This is a genomic window from Neorhizobium sp. 05N33, assembly GCF_056397445.1.
Window position 1 is genome coordinate 119,735 of sequence record NZ_JBFTNK010000001.1, and the last position, 25,224, is coordinate 144,958.

The window sequence follows — 25,224 nt, forward strand, 5'->3', positions numbered from 1 at the left end:
CATCCGCCACGAAAACACTGGCTCCCGGCGATCGCTTGATCGCCGACACGGGCTCCGGCGCCAGGTCCGCCTTTGAGGGAAAGAATTACGCGCCGCTTCTTGTCCGGCCGCCATCCACATGAATGATCTGCCCGGTAATAAAGCCCGCTTCATCGGAGACCAAAAAAGCCAGAGCGTCTGCCACGTCCCTGGGCACGCAGGCGCGCTTGATGGTCTGTTGGGATATGATCCGCTCCATCATTTCGTCGGCGGACGGCCCATCCAGGGGCAGGCGCCCGGCGAATCCCTCCGTGAGAACGACGGTCGGAGCGAGCGAATTCACCGTGATGCCCCTGTCTGCAAGTTCGTTGGCGAGTGCCTTCGTGACAGCGTGAACGGCGCCCTTGCTGGCAATGTAGGCGAGGTCGCGCGTCTGAGGGTGAAGCGTCACGGCAGATCCCGTCGTTACGATTCTTCCCCAACCGGCAGCAGCCATCGCCGGGACAAATTCTCGGGCGAAGTGAACAATGGATTCGACATTGATGGCGTGAACGCGTCGCCAGACCTCGGAAGTGACGGTCTCGAGCGTCGTGATAGGCATATAGGCGGCGTTATTCACAAAGATGTCGCAGCAACCGAACAGGTCGAGAACGGTCGATGCAGCGCCTTCAATGTTCCAAGGTTCGCTGACATCGCAGACGAGTGCATATTTCTGTCCGTTGCCGGAAAGCGACCGCAGGAGTGGAGTTGCGTCGTCCCTGTCGATGACCACGACGTTGGCTCCGTCTGCCGCAAGGCGTTCGCAATAAGCCCGGCCTATACCGCGGGCGCCGCCGGTCACGACAGCAGTCTTTCCTTCGAGTGACATCACAGATATCCTCCCGCTGAAGGCAGGCCGTCGAGCCCGCGCAGAAGAACGGTCTCGACCTTCTTCACGATGACGCGATCCTGTCGAATCCTTGCCAGCCCTTCCTGCCACCGTGGATCCGCATGAAAGCTATCCCAATTGCTCTGGACATCTTCGAGCCTCGAATGGCTCGATATCTGGAAAAGCTTGTCAGCGGTTTCTTCCGTCCAGAAGCCTACCGGCTCGATGCCGTATTCCGGCATCATGGGAAGGGCGAGTTCGGCAAGGACCTGCAACAGGGTCTCCATCTCGCCCTCGCGGACGTCATAGATCCGCAGGTCATACGCGCCGACCGTAGCCAATTGTGTGATCGTGTCGTTCATCGTCTTTCCTTCTTTGACTTGGACCGCGTTGGCTGACGTGAACGCTTACGGTGCAGAACCCGCCTTCGAGGCGCGGGTTCTGCATTTCAGTCAGCCTGCGTAATATTCCGGGCGACCGAGGTCGCTGAGAAGGCTCACCTCCCGCGGCTGCCAGCCGAGGAGTGCGCGCGTCCTCGCGCTGGAAGCCGCCATGTCGCTTCCCGCGAAATGGGCGAACCAGCCGAAATGCTCGCGCGGCCGGGACTCGACCGGAAGACCAAGCGCGGCTCCGATCGCTTCGGCGATCTGCCTGAAGGGCACACTCTCTTCTGCGACCGCGTGATAGACCGCTTCCGTGACGCCTGTTTCCAGTGCAAGGCGATAGACGCGGGCGGCGTCACGACGATGAGTGCCCGACCAGCAATTGGTGCCGTCGTCGACATAGGCGGAGACGCCTGTCTGACGGGCGAAACGGATCAGGGTCGGGACGAAACCATGATCGCCAATTCCATGCACCGAAGGCGCAAGGCGCACCGTGGTCGCCCGTACGCCGCGCTCGGCGACAGATCGCGCTGCGACCTCCGATTTGCGCGGAAACGCCGGGTTTGGAAGATCGGCTTCCGTCGCCCCGCGGGGCAGGCCCATCAGACCGGAGGTGACGATCAGCGGGCTGCTGCTTCCCACCAACGCCTCGCCGAGGGTTTCGATCACACGCCGGTCCTGCTCGACATTCTCGAGGAACTTGGACAAATCGTCGTGATTGAAGGCGGTATGGATGACGGCGTCGGCCTTTGAGGCCGTTGCGCGCAGGAGCCCAAGGTCGTCCAGCGAACCTTCGACGGGGGTCGCGCCGATGGCGGACAGCGTGGCTGCCTTTCCGCTTGAACGACAAAGACCGCTCACCGTATGGCCGGCACCGATCAGGTCCTCGACAACCGCAGAGCCGACCCAGCCGGTGGCGCCTGTAACGAATACATGCATTTTCATTCTCCTATGGGTGGTTTGTTGGCGTGGGTCTCGGCATCAGCCGAGGCGGATGGAAAGCTCGATGCCCTCGGCGACCTGGGTCGAGAGGTAAGAGGCGGTCTGCGAGCGGAGGTGTTTCAGGTATTCCGGGCTGAAGTCGACGTCGTCGGCAAGGACAAGCGCGCCGGGCCTCAACCGATCCTCGACCAGGGCGAGTACGTCTTCATAGAGGGCCTTGGCGCCGTCGAGCACGAGCAGGTCGATGCCTTCCGGCAGATCGCTTGCAAGCATCTGAAGCGCGTCGCCTTCGCGCACCTCGACAAGATCCGAAAGCCCTGCTTCAGCGATGTTCCGGCGGGCGCGCGCCACCTTGGACGGCTCGAACTCCGTGGTGATGATGCGACCTCCGCCGTTGTCGCGGAGCGCGGCTCCGAGGAACAGCGTCGAGACACCGAAAGAGGTGCCGAACTCGACGATGGTTTTTGCTTTCATGCTCCTCGCAAGCATATAGAGAAGCTCGCCCGTCTCCCTGGATACGGGGAGCCAGAGGTCTTTCAGCCGGCTATAGAGGTCGAGATATTCGGTCTTGCTTGTCAGCAGGCGGTCGCGTTCTTCCTCCGACATTGCTGCCATGGCGGGGCTGGTAGCGGCGTCGGCCTGCTTGAAGAGGCGGTCCAGCAAGGGAGCGAGCGGAGCGCTCAAAAGGGTGGAATTCATGATCAGAACCGTTCGTGTTTGCTTATGATTGCGTTGAGCCAGAAAATACGATTAATTAGTCGCGTTTGCTAATCGCTTTACGGGGCTGAGACATGAACGACCGGGCAAGCTATTCAATTTCCTCGAGAAAATTGCCGAAGCAGTCCCGCTCGGAAGAGTTGGTGAAGGCAATTCTCGAGGCTGCCGTTCGCGTTTTGGCTGAGGAGGGCGCGCATCGCTTCACCACCGCGCGGGTGGCTGAGAAGGCCGGCGTCAGCGTCGGCTCGCTTTACCAGTACTTCCCCAACAAGGCCGCTATTCTGTTTCGTCTGCAGAGCGACGAATGGCGGCAGACCACCAGCCTGCTGGGCGATATCCTGGGCGACCGCTCGATGCCGCCGCTCGCAAGGCTCCGCAGGCTTGTCCACATGTTCATTCAGTCCGAATGCGACGAGGCTGCGGTTCGCGTTGCGCTGGATGACGCTGCACCGCTCTACAGAGATGCGCCGGAGGCTTTGGAAGCACGCGAGGCGGGTAGCCGTAACATTGACGCTTTCATGCTAGAGGCGCTGCCACGGTCTCCAGAGGCAGTCCGTAACATGGCTGGTGACCTGATTTTCACGGCAATGAGCACCGTCGGGAAAGAGTTTTCCGAGGCACAGCATGACGCGGCGGAGATCGAAGGGTTCGCCAATGCAATGGCCGACATGTTCGAATCCTATATGCGCAAGCTCGGGGGTGATGAACTTTTGCCATAGGCGCTGCCGTGTGGACGTGGAAGTCTCCGTGATCCCGAATTCTATCAGCGGCTGACTCTTTTCCAGAGCCTCGATCGTCTTTGCAATATCGAAGCAAAGGAGCAGGACCGATGAGTCTCAAGGATAAGAATGTCATCGTCACCGGTGGAAGCCGCGGGCTCGGCCTGGGGCTGGTGGAGGCACTTGTTGATCAGGAGGCAAGGGTCACGGTTGTGGCGCGTCAATCCGATGCGCTCGAGGCTGTCCGAACCCGACTGGGCGTTTCGACGATTGCCGCCGATGCCAGGGATGAGGCCGCCGCACACCGTATCCTTGCGGATGTTCGGCCGGACATACTTGTGCTGAACGCCGGAGCGAAACCGCCGATGGAGCGATTGGACAAGATCAGTTGGGCCGATTTCACCGCGACCTGGGAGCACGACGTCAAAGCCGGGCTACACTGGCTGCAAGGCGCGCTGAACCTGCCGCTCGAACCCGGGACCCAGGTTGTCGTCGTGTCGAGTGGCGCGGCCGTCGATGGATCGCCGATGTCAGGCGGCTATGGCGGCGCCAAACGCATGCTCTGGTTCATGGCCAAATATGCCAATCGGGTTTCCGAGCAGAGGCAGCTTGGTATCCGTTTCCAGGCAATCCTGCCCCGGCAAGTGATTTTAGGCACCGGCATCGGTGACATCGCCGCCAGCGCCTATGCCCGGGCCATGGACATCGAACCCGAAGCATTCGTGGCGCGTTTCGGGGCGCCGATGCCACCGAGGCTCTTCGGCGAAAACGTGGTGGCCGTGCTTGACAATCCGGCTTATTCTGATGGGTTCGCATTCGGATTGTCTGGCGACAAGGGTGTGGACGTAATGGAAAGGTTTGCGGATTGAGTGCTGGATTGTCGGAACCGGACCGCGGCACACGAGCTGAGTTCGCAGTCTTGGCCGAGGCATTGCGGCCGGAGTTACATCGCTATTGCGCCCGCCTCATGGGATCGGTGATCGATGGCGAGGATGTCGTTCAAGACACCTTTGCCAAAGCTCTTGTTGCCCGTGAAGACCTGCACGAGGCGCCGCACCTGCGGGCTTGGTTGTTCAAGATCGCCCATAATCGCGCCTTGGATTTGTTGCGCGGCCGGGCGATCCGTGCCGCGGAGCCCGTCGAGGCCGCGGAAAACGTCGTCGACGAAATCAATCTCGATCCCTTGGAGAGTCTCATGCATGAAGAAGCGATGCACACTGCGATGTCGCGGTTCCATGAACTCCCTGTCCTGCAGCGCAGCGCCGTTATATTGAAAGATGTGCTCGACGAACCTTTGGCAGAGATTGCCTGTTTGCTCGGCATCACAATTGACGCGGTGAAGGGGCATCTGGCGCGGGGGCGTGCGCGGCTCCGGGAGATCAATGCGCAAAGCATCCCGCTTCCGAACCGGACGGCACCCTCCCCTGCCGTGGTGCGCTACGTTACGTTGTTCAACCAGCGGGACTGGAACGGTCTGCGCGCGCTCCTCGCCGAGGACGTGAAACTCCGGCAGTCCTCGCACCCGCTGCGCTCCGGCGCTGCAGACGTCGGTCTGTTCTTCACGATCTACGCCAAGTGCGACGGAATATGGCTTGTCCCGGCCTGGCTGGAGGGCCGGCAGGTCATCGCCGTTTTCAGCGCCCAAGGCGACCCAAAACCGACCCACCTCATGTGGTTGGAATGGAGTGGCGAACGGATCAGTTTTATCCGCGATTATCGCTACGCTCCTTACATTGTCGATGATGCGGAGCTGGTGTTCTGATCCAGCCCAACCCGATTTTCGCCCGTCCGCCGACGTCCATCCCGAAAGCGGTGTGAAACCATCACAACATGCATCTTTCGGGATGGTCCATCGATGACATCGACAGCTACGAGGGAACCACTGCGTAAAGGCGCTGATCCCTCCGATCAGGCGGCCACGCGCCGCCTTTTCACGACATTGCGGCCGGTCGACCAACAGAGGAGCAGATGAGGCTCAAGCGCTGGTGAACAGATCGCCCGTATAGAACTGTTCCGGGGGCAACGGATCCTTCACCGTGCCGAACTCCTGAAACATCTTGTTGAAATCCGCCAGCCACTTGTTGACTGTGCCGTCCCTTGTGAAGGCGTCCAGTTCTCTGCTTGTCAGCATCTTGCGGCTGCGGGCGACCTTCTCGGTCGCATCTGCCGGGGCATTGAGGAAGGCCGTCGTAATCTGAATGGACCGGTCGATATTCGCGGCGCGGTAATCCATCGCCTTTTTCATGACACGCAGGAATTTCTTCACGAGATCCGGGTTCTGCTGGACGATTTCGTTGCGGGCGACGAAGGTGTTGATGAACGACGTCTGCGGATAGAAATCCTGGTTGGACGCCAGCTCCTTCATATCCGGAACGCGCGGTTTGATCGTGTCGATCAGTGGATACCAGATACCGGCACCATCAATCTGCTTTGACGTGAACGCGGAAACGATCGTTGCAGGATCCATCGGCACGACCTGAATGTCGCCGACCGTCATGCCGGCCTTGGTGAGCGTCATGCGGAGGATCATATCGCCAGAAGTACCCTGCGGCACTCCGACCTTCTTGCCTTTCAGATCCTTGATCGTGCTGATATTGCCCTGCACGATGACGCGGTCGGAAAATCCGATATCGTTTACGCCGACCACTTTGGCCCGGCCGCTCGCTGGCAGCCAGAGCGCTCCGGGGCCGATCGTGCCGAAATTCAAGCTGCCGGCGCCCATCGCCTGGATCTGGATCGGGCCGTTGGTGAAAACTTTGACCGACGGCGTGATACCTTCCGCCTCCCAGAGCTTCTGGTCCTGAGCGATTGCCAGGACACTGGCATTGGGAAAGTCGGCGATGTAGCCGATGGTCATGTCAGCGGATTGGGCGCTTGCCTTTCCGCCGATGGAAAATGCGCTCGCCGCGGCGGCGACCGCCGTCGTCTTCATCAGATTACGTCTCGTCAGCATGTTCATTTCCTCCCTGTAACAGCCGATGTTTTTGAAAGCTTCAGGCCGCGGCCGGATGGTAGACCGACCGCCACACCTCGTTGCGTAATGTCGAGAAATCGGGCGAAAGGCGCATCTCCTCGGTGCGCGGATAGGGCAGATCAACCGGAATTATTTTGTGAAGCCGGCCTGGGCGGGCAGCCATGACGACGACGCGGCTCCCCAGGTAAACGGCCTCGTCGACGTCGTGGGTAATGAACATTACCGTGCGCCGCTCCTTGCTCCAGGTGGCTAGCAATTGATCCTGAAGCTGCACGCGGGTCAAAGCATCCAATGCGCCGAAAGGCTCGTCCATCAGCAAGATCTTCGGATTGACCGCATAGGCCCGCGCAATCGCGCAGCGCTGCTTCATGCCGCCGGAAAGCGTCTTCGGCAAGGAGTTCGAGAAGTCGCTCAAGCCCACGAGGCCGATGAAATGGTCCGCAATCTTGCCGCGCTCCGCCTTCGGGTGACCTGCAATCTGCAGGCCGAACTCGACGTTCTGACGAACTGTCAGCCACGGAAAGAGCGCGTATTGCTGGAAGATCACGCCACGTTCAGGCCCCGGTCCCTTGACCGGCACGTTATCCACCAGCACCTGTCCGGACGACGGGTTGGTAAGGCCCGCCGCGATATTCATGGCTGTCGACTTGCCGCAACCGGACGGGCCGACCACGGTGATGAACTCGCCATCCTCGATATCGAGGTTGAGCCCCTGCAACGCGTTGAAGGAGGTCTGCCCCGCAATGCTGAAAGTCTTGGTGACGCTTTGGAACGAGATTTTTGTGTTCATAGCTTTTCCTGCCAGGCGGTCAGCACGCTATCGGTCGTCTGAACGATGCGGTCCATGATGAGACCGAGCACGCCGATCGCGATGAGGCTGACGAAAATCGTCGGAAGATCGTAGTAGAGCTGCGCCTGCTGCATGCGGAAGCCAAGGCCCGATTGCGCGGCAATCAGTTCGGCGGCGACGACGGTCGCCCAGGACGACCCGAGACCGATACGGACGCCGACCATGATGTAGGGCAACGAGGCAGGCACTATAACCCGCCGGAAGATGGTGAAGTCATTGGCGCCAAGCACGCGTGCGGCGTTGATCAGCGTTCTATCGACGTTGACGACGCCCTGATACGTCGCCACGACGCTCGACAGGAAGGACGCCAGGAAAATGACGAAGATCTTCGGTGTTTCATCGATGCCCATGGTGACGATCGCCAGGGGGATGATGGCAAGCGGCGGGATGGTGCGGAAGAACTGCACGTAAGGCTCGATGATGCCGCGGGCAATGCGATACCAGCCCATCAGGAAGCCCACAGGGATTGCCACCGCGATGCCGAGCGCAAAGCCGGTAAAGACACGGCCAAGGCTCGAAATCGCATCCGACCACAAAAGCCCGTTCTGCGCCTGGATCACCGCCTGCTTCGCCACGGCAAGAGGCGTCGGCAAGCCGACCACCCCCTGTGACGTCACGACGGCCCAGAGAATGATGCCGACGGCCACGGCGGCGATGTTGACCGCCAACATTGCGATCGAACCGGACATGAGAGACGGCCGGCTGGCCGGCTCGGGCTTTTCTTCACTCGTTGTGATGGACAAGGTCATGTCTCCCTCCGGGAAGCTGATCCGTCCCGGCAATATCGATGGCTCATCGCGCACCCGCCATGACGTCACGCGTCTTGAAGTTGGATTCGATCAGCCAGTCGCGCATAACATCCAGAAGCTCGCGCTTCCGTTCCGTATGGGCCGGATCGCTCCAGAGGTTCCTCACTTCCTTCGGGTCGTTCTCGAGGTCGAACAGTTGTCCATCCTCAGAGCCCTTGAAGTGGACGAGCTTCCACCGGTTGCTCCTCACAGCGGTCATGAACTCGACGCCGCCGGCCATCGCCACGTCGCCGATCTGCTCGCAGAACACATGGTCGCGCGGCGTCCAGTCCTTGCCTTCGAGCGCCGGCTTAAGGCTTTTTGCTTCGAAGGTTTTCGGCGGCACAATGCCGGCATATTCGAGGATGGTCGGACCGAGGTCGAAGAGCTGGCAGAGACCGTCGACCGAGCGTCCACCCTCAAACCGGCCGGCCGTCGACCAGATGACGGTCGGCACGCGGGTGACGACGTCATACATCGACCATTTCTGAATCAAGCCATGCTCGCCCAGGCATTCGCCGTGATCGGAGGTGAAGATGACGATGGCATCTTCGAGATAGCCGCGCTCCTGAAGCGAACCGAGCAGTTCGCCAACCTTTTCGTCGATCAGCGTGACATTGCCAAGATAATGCGCCCAAAGCCGCTGCATCTGATCTTCAGACGGGTCGAGGCTCCAGACGACGGAGTCGTGATCGACCTCCACGTCGTGCTGGCGCTTGTCCTTCAGCTCCTGATGGAGGGACTCCAGTTCTTCTTTCGTCGGCCTTGGCAGCGGCAGATCGTTGCGCCTGAGATACGGCTCGGTATGGCGCGCCGGCGGATCGAACGGCGGATGCGGCCCGGGGAAACCGACCTGCAGGAACAGCGGCTCGGTCGTCGGATAGGTCTCGACCCACCACTTCGCCATATTGCCGACGAAGGCGTCGGAATGCAGTGCCTCGGGCAGTTTCCAGTCGAAGCAGCCCAGCCTGTCACGATAGTCGTCGAGTTTACGATAATGTTCGCGCTGCTGTTTGACGAGGCCGTTGGCGGCAAGCGCCTTGTCCCACTCGTCGAAATACCAGCGGCCTTCCATATAGCGATCCTTGTTTTCCACGACGTAGCGCTCGTGGAAACCGGAATCCGAATTGTAGGGGATTGTATGCATCTTGCCGACGTTGACGCAGCGATAGCCGGCGTCACGTAGCTGCTCGACCCAGGTCCGCTGCCATGCCTGGCCGTTGGCCAGAACGCCCGTCGTATGCGGGTAGTAGCCGGTAAACAGGCTTGCGCGCGAGGGAACGCAGCTTGGCGCATTGACGTGGCAATTGGTAAACGCCACGCCTTTTTCGACAAGTCCATCAATATTGGGGGTCACGGCATAGGGGAACCCGAGCGCCGATATCGAGTCGTAGCGCTGCTGGTCCGTCATGATCAGAATGATGTTTGGCCTTTCAGCCATATACTGCTCCTCCGCGTCGCCGATAGCTGGCTTTCGCCTGCCGTGTCAGGCGAAAGAACGACTTCGGTCCCTCTTTCGCTTGCCTCCATTTCAAAAAGATGGCATAAAGTTACCGTTAACGCAACGATCACTCACGGGATTTTTTGAGCTGAGATGACGATTGAACTTTCCGACAAGGTAGCCCGCAACGTCCCGACCCTTGCTTCGATCGCCGAACGGGTGGGCGTTTCAGTCAATACCGTCTCGCGCGCGTTGCGCGCCCCGCACACGGTCCGCATCGAACTTCGCCGTCAGATCAATGCTGCGATGGAGGAGCTAAATTACGTGCCGAACCGGCTCGCCGGCGGGCTTTCGGGCACGCGCTCGGACATTGTTGGCGTTGTCGTCACCTCACTCTACTATTCCGAATTCGCCAATATCATCGATACGCTGCAATCAGCTTTGCTGGAGCATGACCTGCAGGTCATGCTCGCCAATACAAGGTACAATGCCGACCAGGAGCTGCGTCTCGTCCGGTCCATCCTGAGCTGGCGGCCGGCGGCCGTTGCCATCATCGGCGTCGACCATCCCCCGAAAGTCGTTGAGCTTCTGAAGGCAGCCGACATCCCGATCATCGAGATGTGGGACACGGGCGGTGAAGTGATTGATACCGCCGTTGGGTTCGATCATGCACGTGTCGGCGCAGCGCAAGCCAACCATCTCATAGGTCAGGGTTATCGGCGCCTGGCCTTCGTTGGCAGCGTTCGCGAAAACGATAAACGCGCCCAGAAGCGTTTGAGCGGGCTGGAAGCTGCGGCAGCGACGGCCGGCCTCCCCGACATCGTCAAGCATACGGCGCAGCAAGGCGGCAGCCCGGAACTCGGGGAGCGGCTTGCAACCGAGCTTCTGGAGCGCCATCCCGAGATCGACGCAATCGCCTGCAACAGCGATGTCGTTGCGTTTGGCGTGCTTCGGGCACTGCGGAAACTCGGCCGGCGCGTTCCTCAAGATATCGGCGTTGTTGGATTTGGAGACAACGAGGCGGCGAGCTGCGTTAGTCCCTCCCTAACGACGGTTCGCCCTGATCGCGAGCGTATCGGCAAGCTGACGGCCGAGGCGATCGTCGCACGGATCAACGATGCCAAATCATACACCGCACCCGTCGAATGGGAGCTTATCGTTCGGGAAAGTACAGTTCGATAGCTCCCGGCCATCCAAGGCGGTTGAAGCGTTCGTCTCCAGCGTTCGTTCGACATCCCACTCTCGGTCCAACTCTGCCAATCTTGTTTCGATCTGCATCGCGATCCGGCAAATGTCGATCATCGCATTCTCGGGGATTGACAACGATCGCGTTTGTAATGTTATAACATAATAACTAATGATCGAAGCTACCGTCAATCTGGAGACAAGTCATGTCACGGCAGAAATCTCAACCAACTCCGGTGACCGTTTTGACCGGCTATCTCGGTGCTGGCAAAACCAAGCTTCTCAACCGCATCCTGACGGAGCCGCACGGAAAGAAGTTCGCCGTCGATGAGATCGGGATCGACAAGCGAGGGCCGTCACCCGCCTCGTCTTTTCTCACTCGAAACCGTCTGCTGACAGCTGTCGCGTCAGGCCTCATCTTTGCTGCTTCCGGAGCGTTTGCCGATGATGATCATGAGACGAAAGAGGCATGGCGCCTGTTTGTCGGCGATCATACGAATCCAGTCGTCCGCGCCATCGACTTCGAGAACGGCAAGGAACTCGGCCGCTACGACGTCAAGGGTCCTGCGGCGCTGACCGCCAGCGCGTCCGGCCGGAGCGTATTCGCCACGCAGTCGGATCATGACATCGTGCACGTCCTCAAGACTGGCATCGATTTCTCCGATCACGGGGAGCATCGGGACCTGGAGGTTTCCGAGGTGGGGCTGTTGCCCGTGACTTTCGAGGGCAAGCGTCCTTTCCACGTCGTTCCACATGACGACCATGCGATCCTCTTTTACGATCGAGGCGGCAAGGCGGATATCATCGACGAAACGGCTCTTCTCGAAGGCAGGGCTGACGTGAAGACAGTCGACACGACGAAGCCGCATCACGGCGTAGCGGTGACGATGGGTCGTTTCGTGCTGGTGTCGGTCCCAAACACTGAAGTCGAAACCAAGCCCGACGAACTGCCGCCGAGGGTCGGTCTTCGCGTCGTCGATGAAGCGGGCAAGCAGCTCGGTGACGTCGCGAAATGCACCGATCTTCACGGCGAGGCCACTTCGTCCCTGCTGGTTGCTTTCGGTTGCAAGGAAGGCGTTCTTGTCGCCCGTCCTGGCGGACTTGATGGACCGAAACTGGAAATGCTCGCTTACCCATCTGACATGCCGAAAGGTTCGACTGGTACCTTGCTTGGCGGTAAGGCAATGCAGTTCTTCCTCGGCAACTACGGCGAGGACAAAATCGTCCTGATCGATCCGGACAGCGAGAAGCACTTCCGGCTGATCGCCCTGCCCACCCGCCGCGTCGACTTCCTGCTGGACCCAGCAACGCCGCGCAGTGCCTACATCCTGACGGAGGACGGTGATCTTCATGTGCTGGACGTGATCAAGGGCGAGATCGTTCGCAAAGCCAAGGTCACCGAGCCCTACAGCAAGGACGGCCATTGGCGTGATCCGCGTCCGCGCCTTGCCGTTGCGGACGGTCATGTCGCCATCACCGATCCGCGGCATTCGCTGGTTCGCATCATCGATGCGGAGAGCCTGAAGGAAGTCCGCACGATCCCCGTCGAAGGAAAACCCTTTACGATCGTTGCCGTCGGCGGCTCCGGTGCCTCGCATTGATGCGACGATGCTGCATGAAGCGGCGCCGTTGACAGTCGGCAGGGGGAGTGTAAGTTCGCGGCGTCAAGGTTCTTCCGTCCCCGGACGGAAGCTAAGAGGGAATCCGGTCAAAACCGGAGCTGTCCCGCAACTGTGAGCGGTGAGCCGTTCGCCCAACATGTCACTGGCAGCCAATGCCGGGAAGACGGGCGATCAAGGCTTTGACCCGCGAGCCAGGAGACCTGCCTGACAATAGAAATTCCGTGGTCGGGGTGTGCCACAGGAATGACGGTTCCGTCGGGCTATCCCTGCCTGCCGCAACCCTCATTTTTGCTGCCTCCTCCTTTGAGTGAGACGAAGGCAGTGAAAACACAGGGATTATCTTCCCAGAACGTATCCGGGCGCGCCGTCCTGCTGATTGCGAAATCCGCCTTTGCGGCATCGCCGCATCTGGAAATGCAACGGCTCGCGAAACTTGCAGCCGGCGTGACCGGAGCCGGAACGGTTCGGGTCGCCTTTACCGAACAGGGTACCCCCTCCCTGCGCGACGCGCTGTCCGATCTGCTCGACGAGGATGTCGAAACCGTCGTTATCGTGCCGCTCGTCCTGCCCATGGAGCCGAGCGTCCTTATCTGGCTGACGAAATCGCTGAAGCGCTGGAAGGCGGCCGATAGCCGGCGCTGGCCGGCCCTTTCGATCACCCGGGATATCGCCTCGAGCACGCTGATGGCGCGGCTGATCGGCGAACTGCTCGAAACCGCCGAAGCACTGGACGTGCCGCAGACCGACACGCCGCCCGTTGCCGAGGGATCGCTCGTGCCGGCCCAGAAACGTCGCGTGCTCGTCTGCCAGGGCGGTCCCTGCAACGCGGCCGGAGCCGATGTGATCTGGGGACATCTGCGCAACCAGCAGGAGCGGCAGAAACTGCGCACTGCCGGCGACGGCACGATGACCGCAAAATCCACCTGTCTCGGTCCCTGCAATCTGGCGCCCGTGCTGCAAGTGTTTCCGGAAGGAACCTATTACGGCGGCGTCAACGAAGACGCGATCGACCGGATCGTCGGCGAGCACCTGCTCGGCGGCGGGATCGTCGAGGACTTCGCCTATCACCCAACGGGCCGCAAGCAGCGGCTTCGCACCCCATCCGAATAGAACAAGAGGAAAGAGAATTGACGTCGCACACTCTATCGCGCCTGGCCGCCGCCTGGCTCAGTGCCGCCATCTTTGTCACCGCAGGCACTGTCTTTGCAGCCGAGCCGGTTCGCGCCGGCGCCACCTACATCACCAGTGGCACGGATCCGGCCAAGGGTTCGAACGGCTGGGCGCTGGTCAGCCACGGGGTCGGCGAGAACCTCTTCACCGTCGATCGGGACGGCAAGCTCGTGCCGGAACTGGCCGAAAAGGCGCAGCGCATCGGCGACCTGACCTGGACCGTGACCCTGAAACACGGCCGCCTGTTTTCCGACGGCACGCCGGTGACAGCCAAGGCGCTGGCAGCAGGTTTCGACAACACATTCGCCAACAACAAGGCGGCGCTCGCCACCGGTGGCAAGCTGACCTTCGAGGCGGCCGACGACCTGACGCTGAAGGTGACAACCGAAAAGCCGGTGCCTTTCATCCAGGCGCTCTTCGCCGAATGGCCGCTGATCGCCTACAAACCCACCGCGGCCGGCAACGCCGTCTTCAGCGGTCCTTATCGAATCTCGGGCTTCAAGGCGGATGCCTCAATCGCGCTCGAGCCTAACGCGCATTTTGCCGGCGCCGACAAGCGTTCGCCGGTTAATTTCCGCAAGTTCGGTGATGCGCAGACCCTGACGCTGGCGCTGGAAGCCGGCGAGCTCGATTTGGCTTTCGGCTTGCCGTCGGAAGTCGTGAGCCGGCTCCAGACAAACCCTGATCTGGCGATCAAGTCGTTCCCGGTCGGATACCAGTATCTCGCTTTCTTCAACACTGCCCGGCCGCCGATGGATGATGTGAAAGTGCGCCAGGCGATCGATCTGGCCTTCGACCGCAAGGAGCTTGCCACCGCGATCAACGGTGGCGACCCCGCCACCGGCGCCTACGCCTCCTATTTCCCCTTTGCGGGCAGAGAGGCACGCCCGACCGACCCTGCCAAGGCCGCAGCGCTTCTCGACGAAGCCGGCTGGGCAAAAGGCAGCGGCGGCATGCGCGAAAAAGGCGGCAAGCCCCTGCGCCTGCTGGTCATCACCTATCCGCAGCGTCCCGATCTCGTCACCATGCTGCCGGTGGTCAAGGCGGAACTCGCAAAGATCGGCATCGCCATCGATACGCAGGTGGTGGAGAACATCCAGCAGATGGCTGCGGCTGGTGACTTCGACATCGCGCTCTGGGCGCAGCACACGGCCCCGAGCGGCGATGCCGCCTTCTTCCTGAACTCGATGCTGAGAAGCGGCGCTTCGCTGAACTATGCGAAATATGCCTCGCGTGGCTTCGACGCGATCCTCAACCGATTTGCGACCGAGGGCGATCCGGCAAAGCGGGTGGCGATCGCGCTAGATGCTCAGCAGAAACTCTTTGCCGATGCGCCCGCCTCGTTCCTGGTATCGCCCGTCTGGTATGTCGGCCTGTCGAAGCGGCTGAAGAACTACGAGCCGTGGGGATCCGACTACCACGTCCTGCGCGCCGATATCGGCGAGACGGAGTAGGGCCACGTGATGGGACTAGTCAGGTTCGGCATGCAATCGATAGCGGGGCTGCTGGTGATTTCGCTCGCCTCTTTCTCGGTCATAACATTGATGCCGGCCGATCCGGTTGCGATCGCCATTCGCGTCTGGAGCCTGCCGGCGACGGATGAGACCGTCGCGGCGTTGAGGGCGGAGTGGGGCCTCGATCAGCCCGTGCCGCTTCGCTATCTCCATTGGCTGGCAGATTTCCTCGGCGGAGATTGGGGCCGTTCGTTTCGGACTGGAGAGCCCGTACTTGCCGAATTCGTTGAACGGCTGCCGGTTTCGCTGTCGCTCGGTCTCGCCGGCCTGGCGCTAGCAATCGCGCTGGCTATTCCGCTCGGGCTTTTCTCAGCGGCCTATCCCGGGGGTATCGTCGATCGGATGAGCCGGGCTCTGTCGGTCTTCGTCCAGGCAGTGCCGGCCTTCTGGCTAGGCCTTGTTCTTCTTTGGGTCCTCGGTGTGCAGTTGCGCTGGATCAGACCCTTCGCCAATGATTGGACGGCAATCGTCCTGCCCGTCCTGCTGATCGCGCTGCATTCCGTCGCTGTTCTCTCCCGCGTCTATCGGCGCGACCTAAAGGAGACCGCCGGGCAGCCGCATTTCCGCACTGCGCTTGCCAAGGGCCTGTCGGAAAGGCAGGCGCTCTGGCGGCACGGCCACCGCAGCGCGCTCTATGCTCTCTTGTCGGCAATCCGTTCCGAAGCAGGCTGGGTGATCGGCAGCACCGCGACCATGGAAATCCTCTTCGGCCTGCCCGGTATCAGCCAGTTCCTGGTTCAAAGCATCGCGGCGCGCGACCAGATGGTGCTGCAGGCCTATGTCATGGTCATTGCCGTCTGGATGCTGGTATTGAATGCCAGCGCCCATCTCGCCATGCGCCTTCTCGATCCGCGTCTCGCCCGATGCCCCGGTTGACCGTGCTTGCGGCGCTCGCCGTCTTTTTGTGTGTCGGTGGTTTTTGGCAGCCATATGATCCCGATACGGTGGACATGCTTGCCCGTCATTCCGGCATGACCGCCAGCCATCTGCTCGGTACCGATCATCTCGGTCGCGATCTTCTGTCGCGGATCATGGCCGGCGGGTGGCGGACGGCCTGCGTCATCCTTTCGGTCGGTGCCACCGGCTTTTTGTTTGGCACCCTGTTGGGCACCGCCGCCGCCGTCCTTGGTGGCTGGCGCGAGAAGGTGATCCTGCGCTTCTGCGAGTTCTTCATCATGGTGCCGACGCTCATCGTCGCACTGACGACGGCGGCGATTTTCGGCCTGTCGCCGCTCAGCGCCGGACTGGCGCTCGGCTTGGCTGGCGTCGGGCCGCATGCGCTGCTTGCGCATTCGCTCAGTCAGCGGGTGCTCGGCCAGCCGTTCATGCTGGCGGCGAGGAGCCTCGGCGTCGCGCCGGCACGGATGATTACCCGGCATCTTCTGCCGAATACTCTGCCGCTGATATTCGCCTATGTCGGCAACCAAGCGGGACTTGCCGCAGTCGCCTACGCCTCGCTCGCCTTCATCGGTCTCGGGGCCGACCCGTCGAAGCCGGATTGGGGATCGATGCTGTTCGAATATCGCGTGTTCATCTTCGACCACCCGATGCTGATGATCTGGCCGGGGACGGCGGTTGCATTGACTGTCTCGGTGATAAACCGGGTTTTTGACGACGGCCAGGAGTGACTGCGTTTCGTCTGGTTTCCTGACGATCGATCACCGGCGCCGTGACACGGCTGTTGATCGAACGCTCATCGCGCAAGCACGCCGAACGGTGAAACCGACTTCAGGTCGGGATCCGCGATATCGGTCGCTCTCGCGACCTCAGCATGGCTCATGCTGTAGCCGTAGTCGAGGACGCGCACACCGTCCATGATGAAGAGCTGGGCCTTGTCCAGGCCGGGTCGCAGGTTCCCCGTCACGGTGACAACCTCGTAAACCCTCGAAAGATGGAATGGCTCGTCTGCTACGACATGGACCAATTGGTTCGGCGGTGGAGCCGCACTATGACTGCAGGCGCCGGCCCAGGGCACCAGCATGAACTCGTAGACGAGGTCGCCGTCCTGATCGACGGGCAGGATGAACCCGGTCAGCTCTACTGCACGGCTTTCGTCACGCCACGCGAGTGTTTCGCCCTGGGAGCGACTGGACGCCATGCCTGGTAACGCGACATCTAATCTCGATTGATCCGCAGGCCGCAAGGCGCTCCAAAGAACCGACTGGGGACCTGCATAGGCGCCGGACGCCGAATAGGTCATCCCGACCAGGATCGTCGTCAGTTTCAGGAGGAAAAGCGCGCGCCTCATCTGCATCTCCATGAGCGCAGCGCTCTCGCAAGAGAGAGGCCACTGCTGATGTGGATGTTAGGCCTATTTACCCACTTGGGTCAAAGCCAAGGTAGAAAGTGCGAAGTCAGAGTTTCGTGTGGTCCGTCCAGTCGAACGTCAAAGAAAGCCTTCACATATCGGAACCGGACGTGGCGGCGGTGCGGGATGATCCTGGGTATATTTGGTGATGATCGGCTCCAGCGTCTCCTTCGCCCAGAACTTCGGCGCGCCGATCTCCTGCAGGCATGTGGCGTTCCAGTAGAGCCCCGATTTCTCTGGTGCCTTGCCCGCCGCCAATGCCTTGGAGACAGCCGCGATGTCTTTCGACTCCGGATAGATGTAGAGGGTCGTTGGATTGTCCTTGACCATCGACAGCACCTGGGGCGTCTCCGATGGCGACCAGCTGGTGCAGCCATCACTGCGCCCGCCCGCATAGGTTACCAGCTTGCCGCGGGGAACATATCCATCGCGGTTGGCGTATGGACTATCCGGCTTCTTCATCATGCAGATGCCCGAGACGAGTGCGGAGGCATGTCCGCCTATCGCGCGCTGCCTGGCGTTCGCAGTTTCTCCGACACCATCGAACTGCACGAACGACCTGGTCAGGAACGTCTCCTGCTTTGGAGAAACGCTGTAGTAGCCCTTGAAGGAGGTCTTGATCTCGCTGGTCAGATAGGCCCCGCCCGCGGTCAGATTGGAGTCGAGGGCATTGCCGAAGTTCTTCGCGCACTGCCGTCCATTGGTGAAGTTGGCGACGCCCGGCAGGTTGCGGCCCCCGCCGTGCCCCGACGAAATGACGCGAAAGGACTGCTCAGCCTCACAGATGATGTAGAACCGCCCCCCGGCAGGCCCTTCGGTCAGGTCGTTCGGCCGCGTGGCGTCCATGGCGAAGTAGCAGGCGTTCCTGATCTTACCTTGCGACAGCTTTTCCAGATAAAGCGCACGTGCCCTTCCCAGCACCATCGGCGCGATCTGGCCGTTTCCGGCGCCGACATGGGCGTTCAGCCAAGTCGGGAGCCGTGACGCGCCTTCGGAGGCGAAGGATGCGGAAGGCGCAGATAGACAGGCGACAGCGGATAAAAATCCAAGATGTTTGAGAAGTTTGAGCTTCGGGTTCACGAACACTCTCCGGGAATGATATTTGTGAAGGTCGGCCATCATGGTTGAGGAAGATTTAACAGCGGACCTCCAGCCTCGTCGCAACGATCTGCGAATAGTCGCTTCCCATCGGGTCGCTGAAGAACATGGTCGTCAGCATCGCCTGGTTTTCTGCCAGGATCTCCTTCGAATCCGGCCTGACGACTTTGCGCGCGCAGTGGCCGAAACCGTTGCCTGACGTCTTCAGGGCCGCGTCGTCTGAAAAGTCCAGCGCGGTATAGAGGGTCGGATCGAAGACACCGAACACGATCAGTCCCTTCAACGGCGTCTTCTGCACTGGCTTTTGACTGAACGACAGGGTGAGCGAGCCGTTCTCGTAGGTGCCATGCAGGACATCTGGCTTGGCCAGCGCCAGCGGTTTGCCGTTGATCGTCACGTTTGTGTAGTAGTTGTACTGATCGAGGGATGCGCGAACCGTCTTGGCCACCGCAGCCACCTCCGCGGGATCGAGAGTGTTGTTGCGGTTCTTGTCGTAGTCGAGGAGCACCGAAGAGGAGAAGACTTCATCGAAGCGCCAGGTGTCTCGCACCTCCGCGAGGCTGCCATCCGCGCCCGCCACCGCCTCGAACTTCGCGTCGACGAAAATATGAGGATGGGCCTCGGCCCCTGTCGGAGCACCGGCGGCGGCTAACCCCGCGAGAACCGAAAGACTGACGGAGACCAACTGGCGGAACGATGTCATGTTCTGCGAATGCCGAGGGGATTGCGTCCGATTTAAGTCGAAGGCGCTACCGATGCGAAAAAACCTCGCGAAGACAAATCCGTCGATGTGTTGATTTGCACTGACGGGTTGGATGCCTCTTAGGATCGAACATCCTTCAATCCTTCTCGCCGGCGCGGCAAACCCAACATGGACTTTACCGCCACCCACCATCGGGGCGTCTTAGGTTCTCGCACCGCTTCGTTCTTTGCCCACTCGGCGCCTGCGGGTTCAACTCTTGTCGCCATAGGCTGAACAAGAAACTCGATCCGTTTCATGAATGCGCTGCTGTCGAACCGTTTTGACGTTACCAGCGGACCATCGCCGGAAGGCTCCGTGTGGAAGAAAACCTCGAGATTGACCACTGGTATGGAGCGGATATTGCGCAGGAGATCGATCTCCGGTCGTGTCGTTATGGCGAAGGAATAATGATCCGAACGGAGTGCAATAAAAGCCTCCGGAAACGTCGATACCGCCACGGAGTCATGCCCATGGCTCGCCAGTTTCGCGACGATCGCATTGGCCGCCGCCACGGGCAGAAACACAAGAATTCTCTTGGGGTGAGTTGTTTCGATAGACATAGCGAGTTCCTCATACGGAGATGAGAAAATCTAGCTTTTACCGGTGCAAGCGTGTGTTTGGTTTTGTTTGATTTTGTTGCGAGTGCTGCCACCTGCAGGCCAGCGGCATCGACCGGGACAACATTTCTTAACATCACAAAACCCAAGTTAACGGCGTCGTCTGGGACAGTGCGCTCCGCAAGAGGCCGGCGCGTCGGGCTTTCACGCCTGCACGCCGAAAACTCTCTACCGGATCCCAGGAGCCAATTTGAATGTCATTGACCAAGTCCTTTTTAAGCCGACCGCGGCGTGTCGCCATCGCTGCGGGGCTCGCAGTTGTCGCTTGCCCCCTTGCCGAGGCACGCGCTGCCGACCCTTACGAGGGTGAAGAGGCTGCTATCCCCGCGACCGCGAGCTTCGACAAGGGACGGTTTGGCGGGATACGCCAGAAGCTTTCCGACTGGAACGTTATGGTCGGCGCCGGAGCCATGTATGCACCGAAATTCGAAGGATCGGACGAGTTCGAACTGGTTCCCATTCCCATGATTTCCGCCACCTTCGGTGACCGCGTTACGATCGATCCGGGCGGGCTGGAAGTCGATGTGCTGAAGTCCAACGGTTTTAAGCTCACGGTGAAGGGCGGTTACGACATCGGGGGTGGGCGGGATGAAGACGATTCCTCTCACCTGAGAGGGCTTGGCGACATCGACGCTGGGGCTGTCGTCGGAACGAAGCTCTCGTATGAATGGGGACCGATGGAATTTTATGCGTCTGTCGACAAGACGATCGGCGGGAGCGACGGACTTCTCGGTCAGGTCGGTGCGAATGTCTCGCATCACTACGATCGTTTCATTCTTTCCGCTGGCGCTTCCGCGACGTTTGCCGACGACAACCACATGAAAAGCTATTTTGGGATAACCGCTGCCCAGTCTGCGAGATCGGGATTGCGGCAATATGAGGCAAGCGCTGGCCTGAAACGCTTCGATATCGAGGCGTCTGTCACATATATGGCGACCGAACACTGGGTTATCCGTGGCCAGGCAGCGGTCGGTTTCCTGACCGGCGATGCGAAGGATAGTCCGATCGTTCAGAACGACGTACAGCCGTCAGCGATGCTGATGGTCGGGTACAAGTTCTAAGCGTCCGGCAGGGCGCAGCAAAGCAGATTCAACCGATGCGACCGACAACTCTTCTTCTCGCCCTCTTCGTGAGCGCGGACCTTGCTTCCGCGGCGGAGCCTGTGCTTGCGCAACAGAACAAGGCGGCAGCGCTTACCGTCGCCGTCGCCAATCCCGCAGAACGTCGATGGCCTGAAACGGTGCCGGCCAGCGGCTGGCTGAAGCCCTGGCACGAAGCGGTCATCGCTGCGGAAATCGATGGCCTGCGTGTGACCGCCGTCCTTGTCGATGTCGGAACGGTCGTTTCGAAGGGTCAGCCCCTCGTCCGGCTTGCCGACGAAGCAGTGCGTGCAGAACTGCGTAGCCAGGAGGCCGCCTTGGCGAGTGCCAGGGCGGACCTCGCCAAGGCGACGGCGAATGCCGACCGGGCACGCAAGGTGCGGGGGAGCGGCGTGCTGTCGGATGAAAAGATCAACGAATACCTGATCGCCGAACAGACGGCGACGGCAGGGGTGGAGTCCGCCGAAGCCTTGCTGGAAAGCCAGAAGATCAAACTGGCCAAGGCGACTATTCTGGCCGTGGACGATGGACTGATCACGTCCCGCTCGGCCCAGCTCGGCGCCGTCGTCTCCTCGGGCACGGAACTGTTCCGCATGATCCGCCAACAGCGTGTCGAATGGCAGGCGGAAGTGTCCGCACGCTATTTGCCTCGCATCCGGCAAGGCCTGACAGCCACGATCGTCGGTCCAGGTGACCGACGCGTCAAAGGAACCGTTAGGCTTGTCGCACCGACGGTCAGCACCGATACCGGGCGGGCGCTCGCCTATGTGGCGCTGCCGGCGGCGGCGCGTCCGCCCATCGGCCTTTACGTCACCGGCCAGATCGAGCTTGAGACAACTGCGGCGCTCACCGTGCCCGAGACGGCGCTCGTCCTGCGCGACGGCATCGCTTACGTCTTCACCGTGGATGCAGACAGGCGCGCGTCCCGCATTCGCGTTGAAACCGGCCGCCGCAATGGCAGCGAGGTGGAAATCCTCTCTGGCCTTAACCGCTCGACCGGCGTCGTGATGACGGGTGGTGCTTTTCTTTCGGACAAGTCCTTCGTCCGGGTGACGGGTGATGCTCTCGTCCAGCTCGAAAAGGGAGAATCGCGATGAACTTCTCCGCCTGGTCGATCCGCAATCCGGTTCCCGCCATCCTGCTGTTTATCCTGCTGACCGTCGGCGGCCTGATTGCATTCGACCGGCTCGCGGTACAGAACTTTCCCGACATGGATCTGCCGACGATCAAGATCAGCGCCTCGCTTGAAAGTGCCGCGCCGGCGCAGCTCGAAACGGAAGTCGCGCGCAAGATCGAAGACAGGCTCGCATCGCTGAGCCTCCTCGACCACATCACGACGACGGTCACGGACGGATCGGTCGTCATTAATGTCTCGTTCCGGTTGGAAAAGGACAGCGAGGAAGCGCTGAACGAGGTGCGCAATGCCGTCGATAGTGCGAGCGGCGACCTGCCTTCCGAGATGCAGGCGCCGGGCGTGACCAAGGTGACGGTGCAGGGCTCCACCCTCCTCACCTACGCGGTGCGCTCCGTCCGCCTCAACGAGACGGAACTCTCCTGGTTCGTCGACAACGACATGACGAAGGCCCTGCTTTCCGTACCCGGCGTCGGCGAGGTCAGCCGGATCGGTGGCATCGAGCGCGAAGTGCACATCGACCTCAACCCCCAGATCATGAGCGCCCTCGGCCTCAGCGCGGCTACCGTTTCCTCGCAGCTCAAGTCCGTCCAGGCCGACACATCGGGCGGCCGGGCTGAGATCGGCGGCGGCAAGCAGGGGATCCGCACGCTTGGGGCGGTTTCCTCGATCGAGGAACTGAAGGCGCTCGCAATCCCGCTTCCGAGCGGAGAGCTGGTGCAGCTGGCCGAGATTGGCGCGGTGACGGACAGCTTTGCCGACCGCTCGTCGATCGCCTATCTCGATGGCGAACTCGTGATCGCTGTCGAGGTGAAACGATCCAACGGCTTTTCGGATACCGGCGTCGCGGCCGCCATCGAAGCGGCGATGCAGGACTTTGCCGCAGCCAACCCCGATGTCGAGATCGTCCAGGCCTACAACACGGTCGGGCCGATCATCGAAAACTACGACGGCTCCCTGCACATGCTCTATGAAGGTGCAATCCTGGCGGTTGTCGTAGTTTGGCTCTTCCTGCGCGACTGGCGGGCGACCCTGCTTTCGGCGGTGGCGCTGCCGCTCTCGGTCGTCCCGACTTTTCTCGTAATGTATCTGGCGGATTTCAGCCTCAATACGGTGACGCTGCTCGCCCTCTCGCTCGTGGTCGGCATCCTCATCGACGATGCGATCGTCGAGATCGAGAATATCGCGCGCCACCTGCAAATGGGAAAAACTCCGAAGGGGGCTGCGCTCGAGGCCGCCGATGAAATCGGCCTTGCCGTTGTCGCAACGACCTTGACGCTCGTCGCGGTCTTCCTGCCGACCGCTTTCATGAGCGGTATTCCCGGCCTGATCTTCCGCCAGTTCGGCATAACAGCGGCGGTGGCGGTTCTCGCCTCACTGGTCGTCGCACGCCTGCTGACGCCGATGATGGCCGCTTATCTGATGAAGGCGCATCCCGTCGCGCAGAGGGATGGCCGGATCATGTGCGCCTACATGGCCGTCGTCAAAACCTGCCTGCGCCATCGCAAGCTGACGGTCCTCGGCGTCTGCATATTTCTCGGGCTCTCGCTTTCGACGATTAGCATGCTCAGCGTCGGCTTCCTGCCCGCATCGGACGATTCGCAGACGAGGATCACTCTGACGCTTCAGCCCGGCAGCCCGATTGAACAAACGGACGCCATGACGCGGCGGGCGGCAGATATCGTTTCCGGTTTGCCGGACGTCACGCGGGTGTTTTCCGCCGTCGGGAGCGCCTCGTCGGATGACATGATCGATTCCTCGGCGACCGCCTCGCTTGTCGTCGATTTGAAGAAGATCGGCGAACGCAGCCGCAAGCAGGCCGAGATCGAAAACGACATCCGACAGGCAATCGCGGTTCTCCCGGGCGTCAGGATCGAAGTGGGTACGGGCGGCAGCGGTACGACGCTGGAAATAACACTCGCCAGCGACGATTCCGGAGCGCTCGACCGCGTGGCGGGAGCACTCGAAGAACAGCTGCGAGGCCTTCAAGGCATCGGCGCAGTGACCTCCAGCGCCTCCCTACAGGCCCCGGAAGTCCAGATCGTCCCGGACCTCAATCGCGCCGCCGCCCTCGGCGTCACGGCAGAAGCGATTTCCGAAGCGGTTCGCGTGGCCACGAGCGGGGATTATTCCTCCTCGCTTGCCAAGCTCAACCTGCCCCAGCGCCAGCTCCCCATCCGCGTCCGGTTCGATCCCGGCAACCGAACGACGCTTGACGATATTGCAGATCTCCGCGTTGCCGGTGCCAGGGGCAGCGTCGATCTCGGTTCGGTCGCCGACATCCGCATCGGGGGCAGTCCGTCCGAGATCAGCCGCATCGACCGCTCGCGAAACGTTACGCTATCGGTCGAACTCAACGGCCGTATCCTCGGCGACGTCTATCGCGAAGCGCAGGCGCTGCCCGCCCTGCAAAACCTTCCGGACGACGTCAGGCTCGTCGAACAGGGCGAACTGGAGCGCAGCTCGGAACTCTTCAACAACTTCGCCATCGCCATGGGGATCGGCGTGTTCTGCATCTATGCCGTTCTGGTATTGCTCTTCCAGGACTTCTTCCAGCCGTTGACGATCCTGATGGCGCTTCCCCTTTCGCTCGGCGGCGCGCTGCTGCCGCTGGTGCTGACCGGAACCAGCTTCTCCATGCCCGTGTTGATCGGCCTACTCATGCTGATGGGCGTGGTGACGAAGAATTCGATTCTGCTGGTCGAGTACGCGATCATGTCGCGACGCGCCGGCCTCTCGCGCTTCGACGCCCTGGTCGACGCCTGCCATAAGCGCGCCCGCCCGATCGTCATGACGACGATCGCCATGGGCGGCGGCATGCTTCCCGTGGCCCTGAGCCTCAGCGGCGGCGATGCAAGCTTCCGTCAGCCGATGGCGATCGTCGTGATCGGCGGCCTGATGACTTCAACCGTCCTCAGCCTCGTCGTCATCCCCGTGATCTTCACCTTTGTCGACGATTTCCTGCTGCTTCTAAAGCGAAGCTTCGGGAGAGACGACAGCCGCGAGGCCGTGGTCCATGAACTGAGGATTGAGGCTGATCGCCAGTGCTGACGAACCCATTGATTCAGAGTCCGT

General features: G+C 61.0%; 24 protein-coding genes and 1 riboswitch. Of the genes, 12 read left to right on the forward strand and 12 right to left on the reverse strand.

The window, feature by feature from the left end; translation table 11 throughout:
- Positions 1-85 precede the first annotated feature (85 nt).
- The 4 genes from AC1DLT_RS00575 to AC1DLT_RS00590 all read right to left on the reverse strand — a co-directional run bounded on the left by AC1DLT_RS00575 (position 86) and on the right by AC1DLT_RS00590 (position 2,871).
- Positions 86-847: an SDR family NAD(P)-dependent oxidoreductase gene (locus tag AC1DLT_RS00575; RefSeq protein WP_247135668.1), complete on the reverse strand. Its 762-nt coding sequence runs from the start codon at positions 845-847 to the stop codon at positions 86-88.
- A complete protein-coding gene (locus AC1DLT_RS00580) occupies positions 847-1,209 on the reverse strand; it encodes an NIPSNAP family protein (RefSeq protein WP_477485513.1) in 363 nt (120 codons plus the stop codon). The genes AC1DLT_RS00575 and AC1DLT_RS00580 overlap by 1 nt, the downstream gene beginning before the upstream one ends.
- A 90-nt stretch (positions 1,210-1,299) precedes the next feature.
- The gene (locus AC1DLT_RS00585; RefSeq protein WP_477485514.1) at positions 1,300-2,169 is read right to left on the reverse strand and encodes an SDR family oxidoreductase; all 870 of its coding nucleotides are present in this window, start codon (positions 2,167-2,169) and stop codon (positions 1,300-1,302) included.
- A 42-nt stretch (positions 2,170-2,211) separates the two neighbouring features.
- Positions 2,212-2,871 carry an O-methyltransferase gene (locus AC1DLT_RS00590; RefSeq protein WP_477485515.1) on the reverse strand — a complete coding sequence of 220 codons (660 nt, stop codon included), beginning with the start codon at positions 2,869-2,871 and terminating at the stop codon, positions 2,212-2,214.
- Positions 2,872-2,963: 92 nt separating this feature from the next.
- Between AC1DLT_RS00590 and AC1DLT_RS00595 the strand changes: the two genes are divergently transcribed.
- The 3 genes from AC1DLT_RS00595 to AC1DLT_RS00605 all read left to right on the forward strand — a co-directional run bounded on the left by AC1DLT_RS00595 (position 2,964) and on the right by AC1DLT_RS00605 (position 5,370).
- Positions 2,964-3,608: a TetR/AcrR family transcriptional regulator gene (locus AC1DLT_RS00595; protein WP_477485516.1), complete on the forward strand. Its 645-nt coding sequence runs from the start codon at positions 2,964-2,966 to the stop codon at positions 3,606-3,608.
- 110 nt (positions 3,609-3,718) lie between these two features.
- The gene (locus tag AC1DLT_RS00600) at positions 3,719-4,477 is read left to right on the forward strand and encodes an SDR family NAD(P)-dependent oxidoreductase (RefSeq protein WP_477485517.1); all 759 of its coding nucleotides are present in this window, start codon (positions 3,719-3,721) and stop codon (positions 4,475-4,477) included.
- A 50-nt stretch (positions 4,478-4,527) separates the two neighbouring features.
- Positions 4,528-5,370, forward strand: a complete 843-nt coding sequence (locus tag AC1DLT_RS00605; RefSeq protein WP_477485518.1) for a sigma-70 family RNA polymerase sigma factor — start codon at positions 4,528-4,530, stop codon at positions 5,368-5,370.
- A 213-nt stretch (positions 5,371-5,583) separates the two neighbouring features.
- On the opposite strand, the gene AC1DLT_RS00610 is transcribed toward AC1DLT_RS00605, so the two are convergent.
- The 4 genes from AC1DLT_RS00610 to AC1DLT_RS00625 form a co-directional block, all read right to left on the reverse strand.
- A complete protein-coding gene (locus AC1DLT_RS00610) occupies positions 5,584-6,543 on the reverse strand; it encodes an aliphatic sulfonate ABC transporter substrate-binding protein (RefSeq protein WP_477485979.1) in 960 nt (319 codons plus the stop codon).
- 58 nt (positions 6,544-6,601) lie between these two features.
- Complete coding sequence (locus AC1DLT_RS00615) at positions 6,602-7,372, reverse strand: ABC transporter ATP-binding protein (RefSeq protein WP_477485519.1); 771 nt, start codon at positions 7,370-7,372, stop codon at positions 6,602-6,604.
- Positions 7,369-8,121 carry an ABC transporter permease gene (locus tag AC1DLT_RS00620; RefSeq protein ID WP_040125812.1) on the reverse strand — a complete coding sequence of 251 codons (753 nt, stop codon included), beginning with the start codon at positions 8,119-8,121 and terminating at the stop codon, positions 7,369-7,371. Before AC1DLT_RS00620 ends, AC1DLT_RS00615 begins: the two co-directional genes overlap by 4 nt.
- Before the next feature lie 103 nt (positions 8,122-8,224).
- Entirely contained in the window at positions 8,225-9,661 is a 1,437-nt protein-coding gene (locus AC1DLT_RS00625) for a sulfatase family protein (protein ID WP_477485520.1), read from the reverse strand.
- 153 nt (positions 9,662-9,814) lie between these two features.
- Here AC1DLT_RS00625 and AC1DLT_RS00630 point away from each other — a divergent pair, with 153 nt between their 5' ends.
- The 6 genes from AC1DLT_RS00630 (at position 9,815) to AC1DLT_RS00655 (ending at position 16,780) form a co-directional block, all read left to right on the forward strand.
- Positions 9,815-10,843 carry a LacI family DNA-binding transcriptional regulator gene (locus AC1DLT_RS00630; RefSeq protein ID WP_040124955.1) on the forward strand — a complete coding sequence of 343 codons (1,029 nt, stop codon included), beginning with the start codon at positions 9,815-9,817 and terminating at the stop codon, positions 10,841-10,843.
- Between the two features lie 209 nt (positions 10,844-11,052).
- The gene (gene aztD, locus AC1DLT_RS00635) at positions 11,053-12,447 is read left to right on the forward strand and encodes a zinc metallochaperone AztD (protein WP_477485521.1); all 1,395 of its coding nucleotides are present in this window, start codon (positions 11,053-11,055) and stop codon (positions 12,445-12,447) included.
- A 48-nt stretch (positions 12,448-12,495) separates the two neighbouring features.
- Positions 12,496-12,690: riboswitch (cobalamin riboswitch) on the forward strand.
- 99 nt (positions 12,691-12,789) lie between these two features.
- A complete protein-coding gene (locus AC1DLT_RS00640; protein ID WP_477485522.1) occupies positions 12,790-13,578 on the forward strand; it encodes a (2Fe-2S) ferredoxin domain-containing protein in 789 nt (262 codons plus the stop codon).
- Positions 13,579-13,595: 17 nt separating this feature from the next.
- On the forward strand, positions 13,596-15,092 hold the full coding sequence (locus AC1DLT_RS00645; RefSeq protein ID WP_477485523.1) for an ABC transporter substrate-binding protein: 1,497 nt from the start codon (positions 13,596-13,598) through the stop codon (positions 15,090-15,092).
- 9 nt (positions 15,093-15,101) lie between these two features.
- Positions 15,102-16,028: an ABC transporter permease gene (locus AC1DLT_RS00650; protein ID WP_477485524.1), complete on the forward strand. Its 927-nt coding sequence runs from the start codon at positions 15,102-15,104 to the stop codon at positions 16,026-16,028.
- Positions 16,016-16,780 (forward strand): ABC transporter permease, encoded by a 765-nt coding sequence (locus AC1DLT_RS00655; protein ID WP_477485525.1) that lies wholly within the window; start codon positions 16,016-16,018, stop codon positions 16,778-16,780. The genes AC1DLT_RS00650 and AC1DLT_RS00655 overlap by 13 nt, the downstream gene beginning before the upstream one ends.
- A 65-nt stretch (positions 16,781-16,845) precedes the next feature.
- Here AC1DLT_RS00655 and AC1DLT_RS00660 read toward each other — a convergent pair whose 3' ends face one another.
- The 4 genes from AC1DLT_RS00660 to AC1DLT_RS00675 form a co-directional block, all read right to left on the reverse strand.
- A complete protein-coding gene (locus tag AC1DLT_RS00660) occupies positions 16,846-17,400 on the reverse strand; it encodes a DUF3299 domain-containing protein (protein ID WP_477485526.1) in 555 nt (184 codons plus the stop codon).
- A 138-nt stretch (positions 17,401-17,538) separates the two neighbouring features.
- Positions 17,539-18,540, reverse strand: a complete 1,002-nt coding sequence (locus AC1DLT_RS00665; protein ID WP_477485527.1) for a hypothetical protein — start codon at positions 18,538-18,540, stop codon at positions 17,539-17,541.
- 55 nt (positions 18,541-18,595) lie between these two features.
- A complete protein-coding gene (locus AC1DLT_RS00670; protein WP_477485528.1) occupies positions 18,596-19,261 on the reverse strand; it encodes a DUF1007 family protein in 666 nt (221 codons plus the stop codon).
- Positions 19,262-19,380: 119 nt separating this feature from the next.
- Positions 19,381-19,860 carry a hypothetical protein gene (locus AC1DLT_RS00675; protein WP_247135681.1) on the reverse strand — a complete coding sequence of 160 codons (480 nt, stop codon included), beginning with the start codon at positions 19,858-19,860 and terminating at the stop codon, positions 19,381-19,383.
- A 251-nt stretch (positions 19,861-20,111) separates the two neighbouring features.
- On the opposite strand from AC1DLT_RS00675, the gene AC1DLT_RS00680 reads away from it, so the two are divergent.
- Genes AC1DLT_RS00680 through AC1DLT_RS00690 form a run of 3 tightly spaced genes read left to right on the forward strand, consistent with a single transcriptional unit; the run spans position 20,112 to position 25,200 of the window.
- On the forward strand, positions 20,112-20,978 hold the full coding sequence (locus tag AC1DLT_RS00680; RefSeq protein ID WP_477485529.1) for a MipA/OmpV family protein: 867 nt from the start codon (positions 20,112-20,114) through the stop codon (positions 20,976-20,978).
- A 35-nt stretch (positions 20,979-21,013) separates the two neighbouring features.
- Positions 21,014-22,114 (forward strand): efflux RND transporter periplasmic adaptor subunit, encoded by a 1,101-nt coding sequence (locus AC1DLT_RS00685; RefSeq protein WP_477485530.1) that lies wholly within the window; start codon positions 21,014-21,016, stop codon positions 22,112-22,114.
- Entirely contained in the window at positions 22,111-25,200 is a 3,090-nt protein-coding gene (locus AC1DLT_RS00690; protein ID WP_477485531.1) for an efflux RND transporter permease subunit, read from the forward strand. Before AC1DLT_RS00685 ends, AC1DLT_RS00690 begins: the two co-directional genes overlap by 4 nt.
- The last annotated feature ends 24 nt before the right edge of the window (positions 25,201-25,224 follow it).

Excerpts from the sequence above, each read along its gene's own strand:
- AC1DLT_RS00575 (WP_247135668.1), bottom strand. The coding sequence starts at position 847 with ATGTCACTCGAAGGAAAGACTGCTGTCGTGACCGGCGGCGCCCGCGGT.
- AC1DLT_RS00580 (WP_477485513.1), bottom strand. The coding sequence starts at position 1,209 with ATGAACGACACGATCACACAATTGGCTACGGTCGGCGCGTATGACCTG.
- AC1DLT_RS00585 (WP_477485514.1), bottom strand. The coding sequence starts at position 2,169 with ATGCATGTATTCGTTACAGGCGCCACCGGCTGGGTCGGCTCTGCGGTT.
- AC1DLT_RS00590 (WP_477485515.1), bottom strand. The coding sequence starts at position 2,871 with ATGAATTCCACCCTTTTGAGCGCTCCGCTCGCTCCCTTGCTGGACCGC.
- AC1DLT_RS00595 (WP_477485516.1), top strand. The coding sequence starts at position 2,964 with ATGAACGACCGGGCAAGCTATTCAATTTCCTCGAGAAAATTGCCGAAG.
- AC1DLT_RS00600 (WP_477485517.1), top strand. The coding sequence starts at position 3,719 with ATGAGTCTCAAGGATAAGAATGTCATCGTCACCGGTGGAAGCCGCGGG.
- AC1DLT_RS00615 (WP_477485519.1), bottom strand. The coding sequence starts at position 7,372 with ATGAACACAAAAATCTCGTTCCAAAGCGTCACCAAGACTTTCAGCATT.
- AC1DLT_RS00620 (WP_040125812.1), bottom strand. The coding sequence starts at position 8,121 with ATGTCCGGTTCGATCGCAATGTTGGCGGTCAACATCGCCGCCGTGGCC.
- AC1DLT_RS00625 (WP_477485520.1), bottom strand. The coding sequence starts at position 9,661 with ATGGCTGAAAGGCCAAACATCATTCTGATCATGACGGACCAGCAGCGC.
- AC1DLT_RS00630 (WP_040124955.1), top strand. The coding sequence starts at position 9,815 with ATGACGATTGAACTTTCCGACAAGGTAGCCCGCAACGTCCCGACCCTT.
- aztD (WP_477485521.1), top strand. The coding sequence starts at position 11,053 with ATGTCACGGCAGAAATCTCAACCAACTCCGGTGACCGTTTTGACCGGC.
- AC1DLT_RS00650 (WP_477485524.1), top strand. The coding sequence starts at position 15,102 with ATGGGACTAGTCAGGTTCGGCATGCAATCGATAGCGGGGCTGCTGGTG.
- AC1DLT_RS00655 (WP_477485525.1), top strand. The coding sequence starts at position 16,016 with ATGCCCCGGTTGACCGTGCTTGCGGCGCTCGCCGTCTTTTTGTGTGTC.
- AC1DLT_RS00660 (WP_477485526.1), bottom strand. The coding sequence starts at position 17,400 with ATGAGGCGCGCGCTTTTCCTCCTGAAACTGACGACGATCCTGGTCGGG.
- AC1DLT_RS00670 (WP_477485528.1), bottom strand. The coding sequence starts at position 19,261 with ATGACATCGTTCCGCCAGTTGGTCTCCGTCAGTCTTTCGGTTCTCGCG.
- AC1DLT_RS00675 (WP_247135681.1), bottom strand. The coding sequence starts at position 19,860 with ATGTCTATCGAAACAACTCACCCCAAGAGAATTCTTGTGTTTCTGCCC.
- AC1DLT_RS00680 (WP_477485529.1), top strand. The coding sequence starts at position 20,112 with ATGTCATTGACCAAGTCCTTTTTAAGCCGACCGCGGCGTGTCGCCATC.
- AC1DLT_RS00685 (WP_477485530.1), top strand. The coding sequence starts at position 21,014 with ATGCGACCGACAACTCTTCTTCTCGCCCTCTTCGTGAGCGCGGACCTT.
- AC1DLT_RS00690 (WP_477485531.1), top strand. The coding sequence starts at position 22,111 with ATGAACTTCTCCGCCTGGTCGATCCGCAATCCGGTTCCCGCCATCCTG.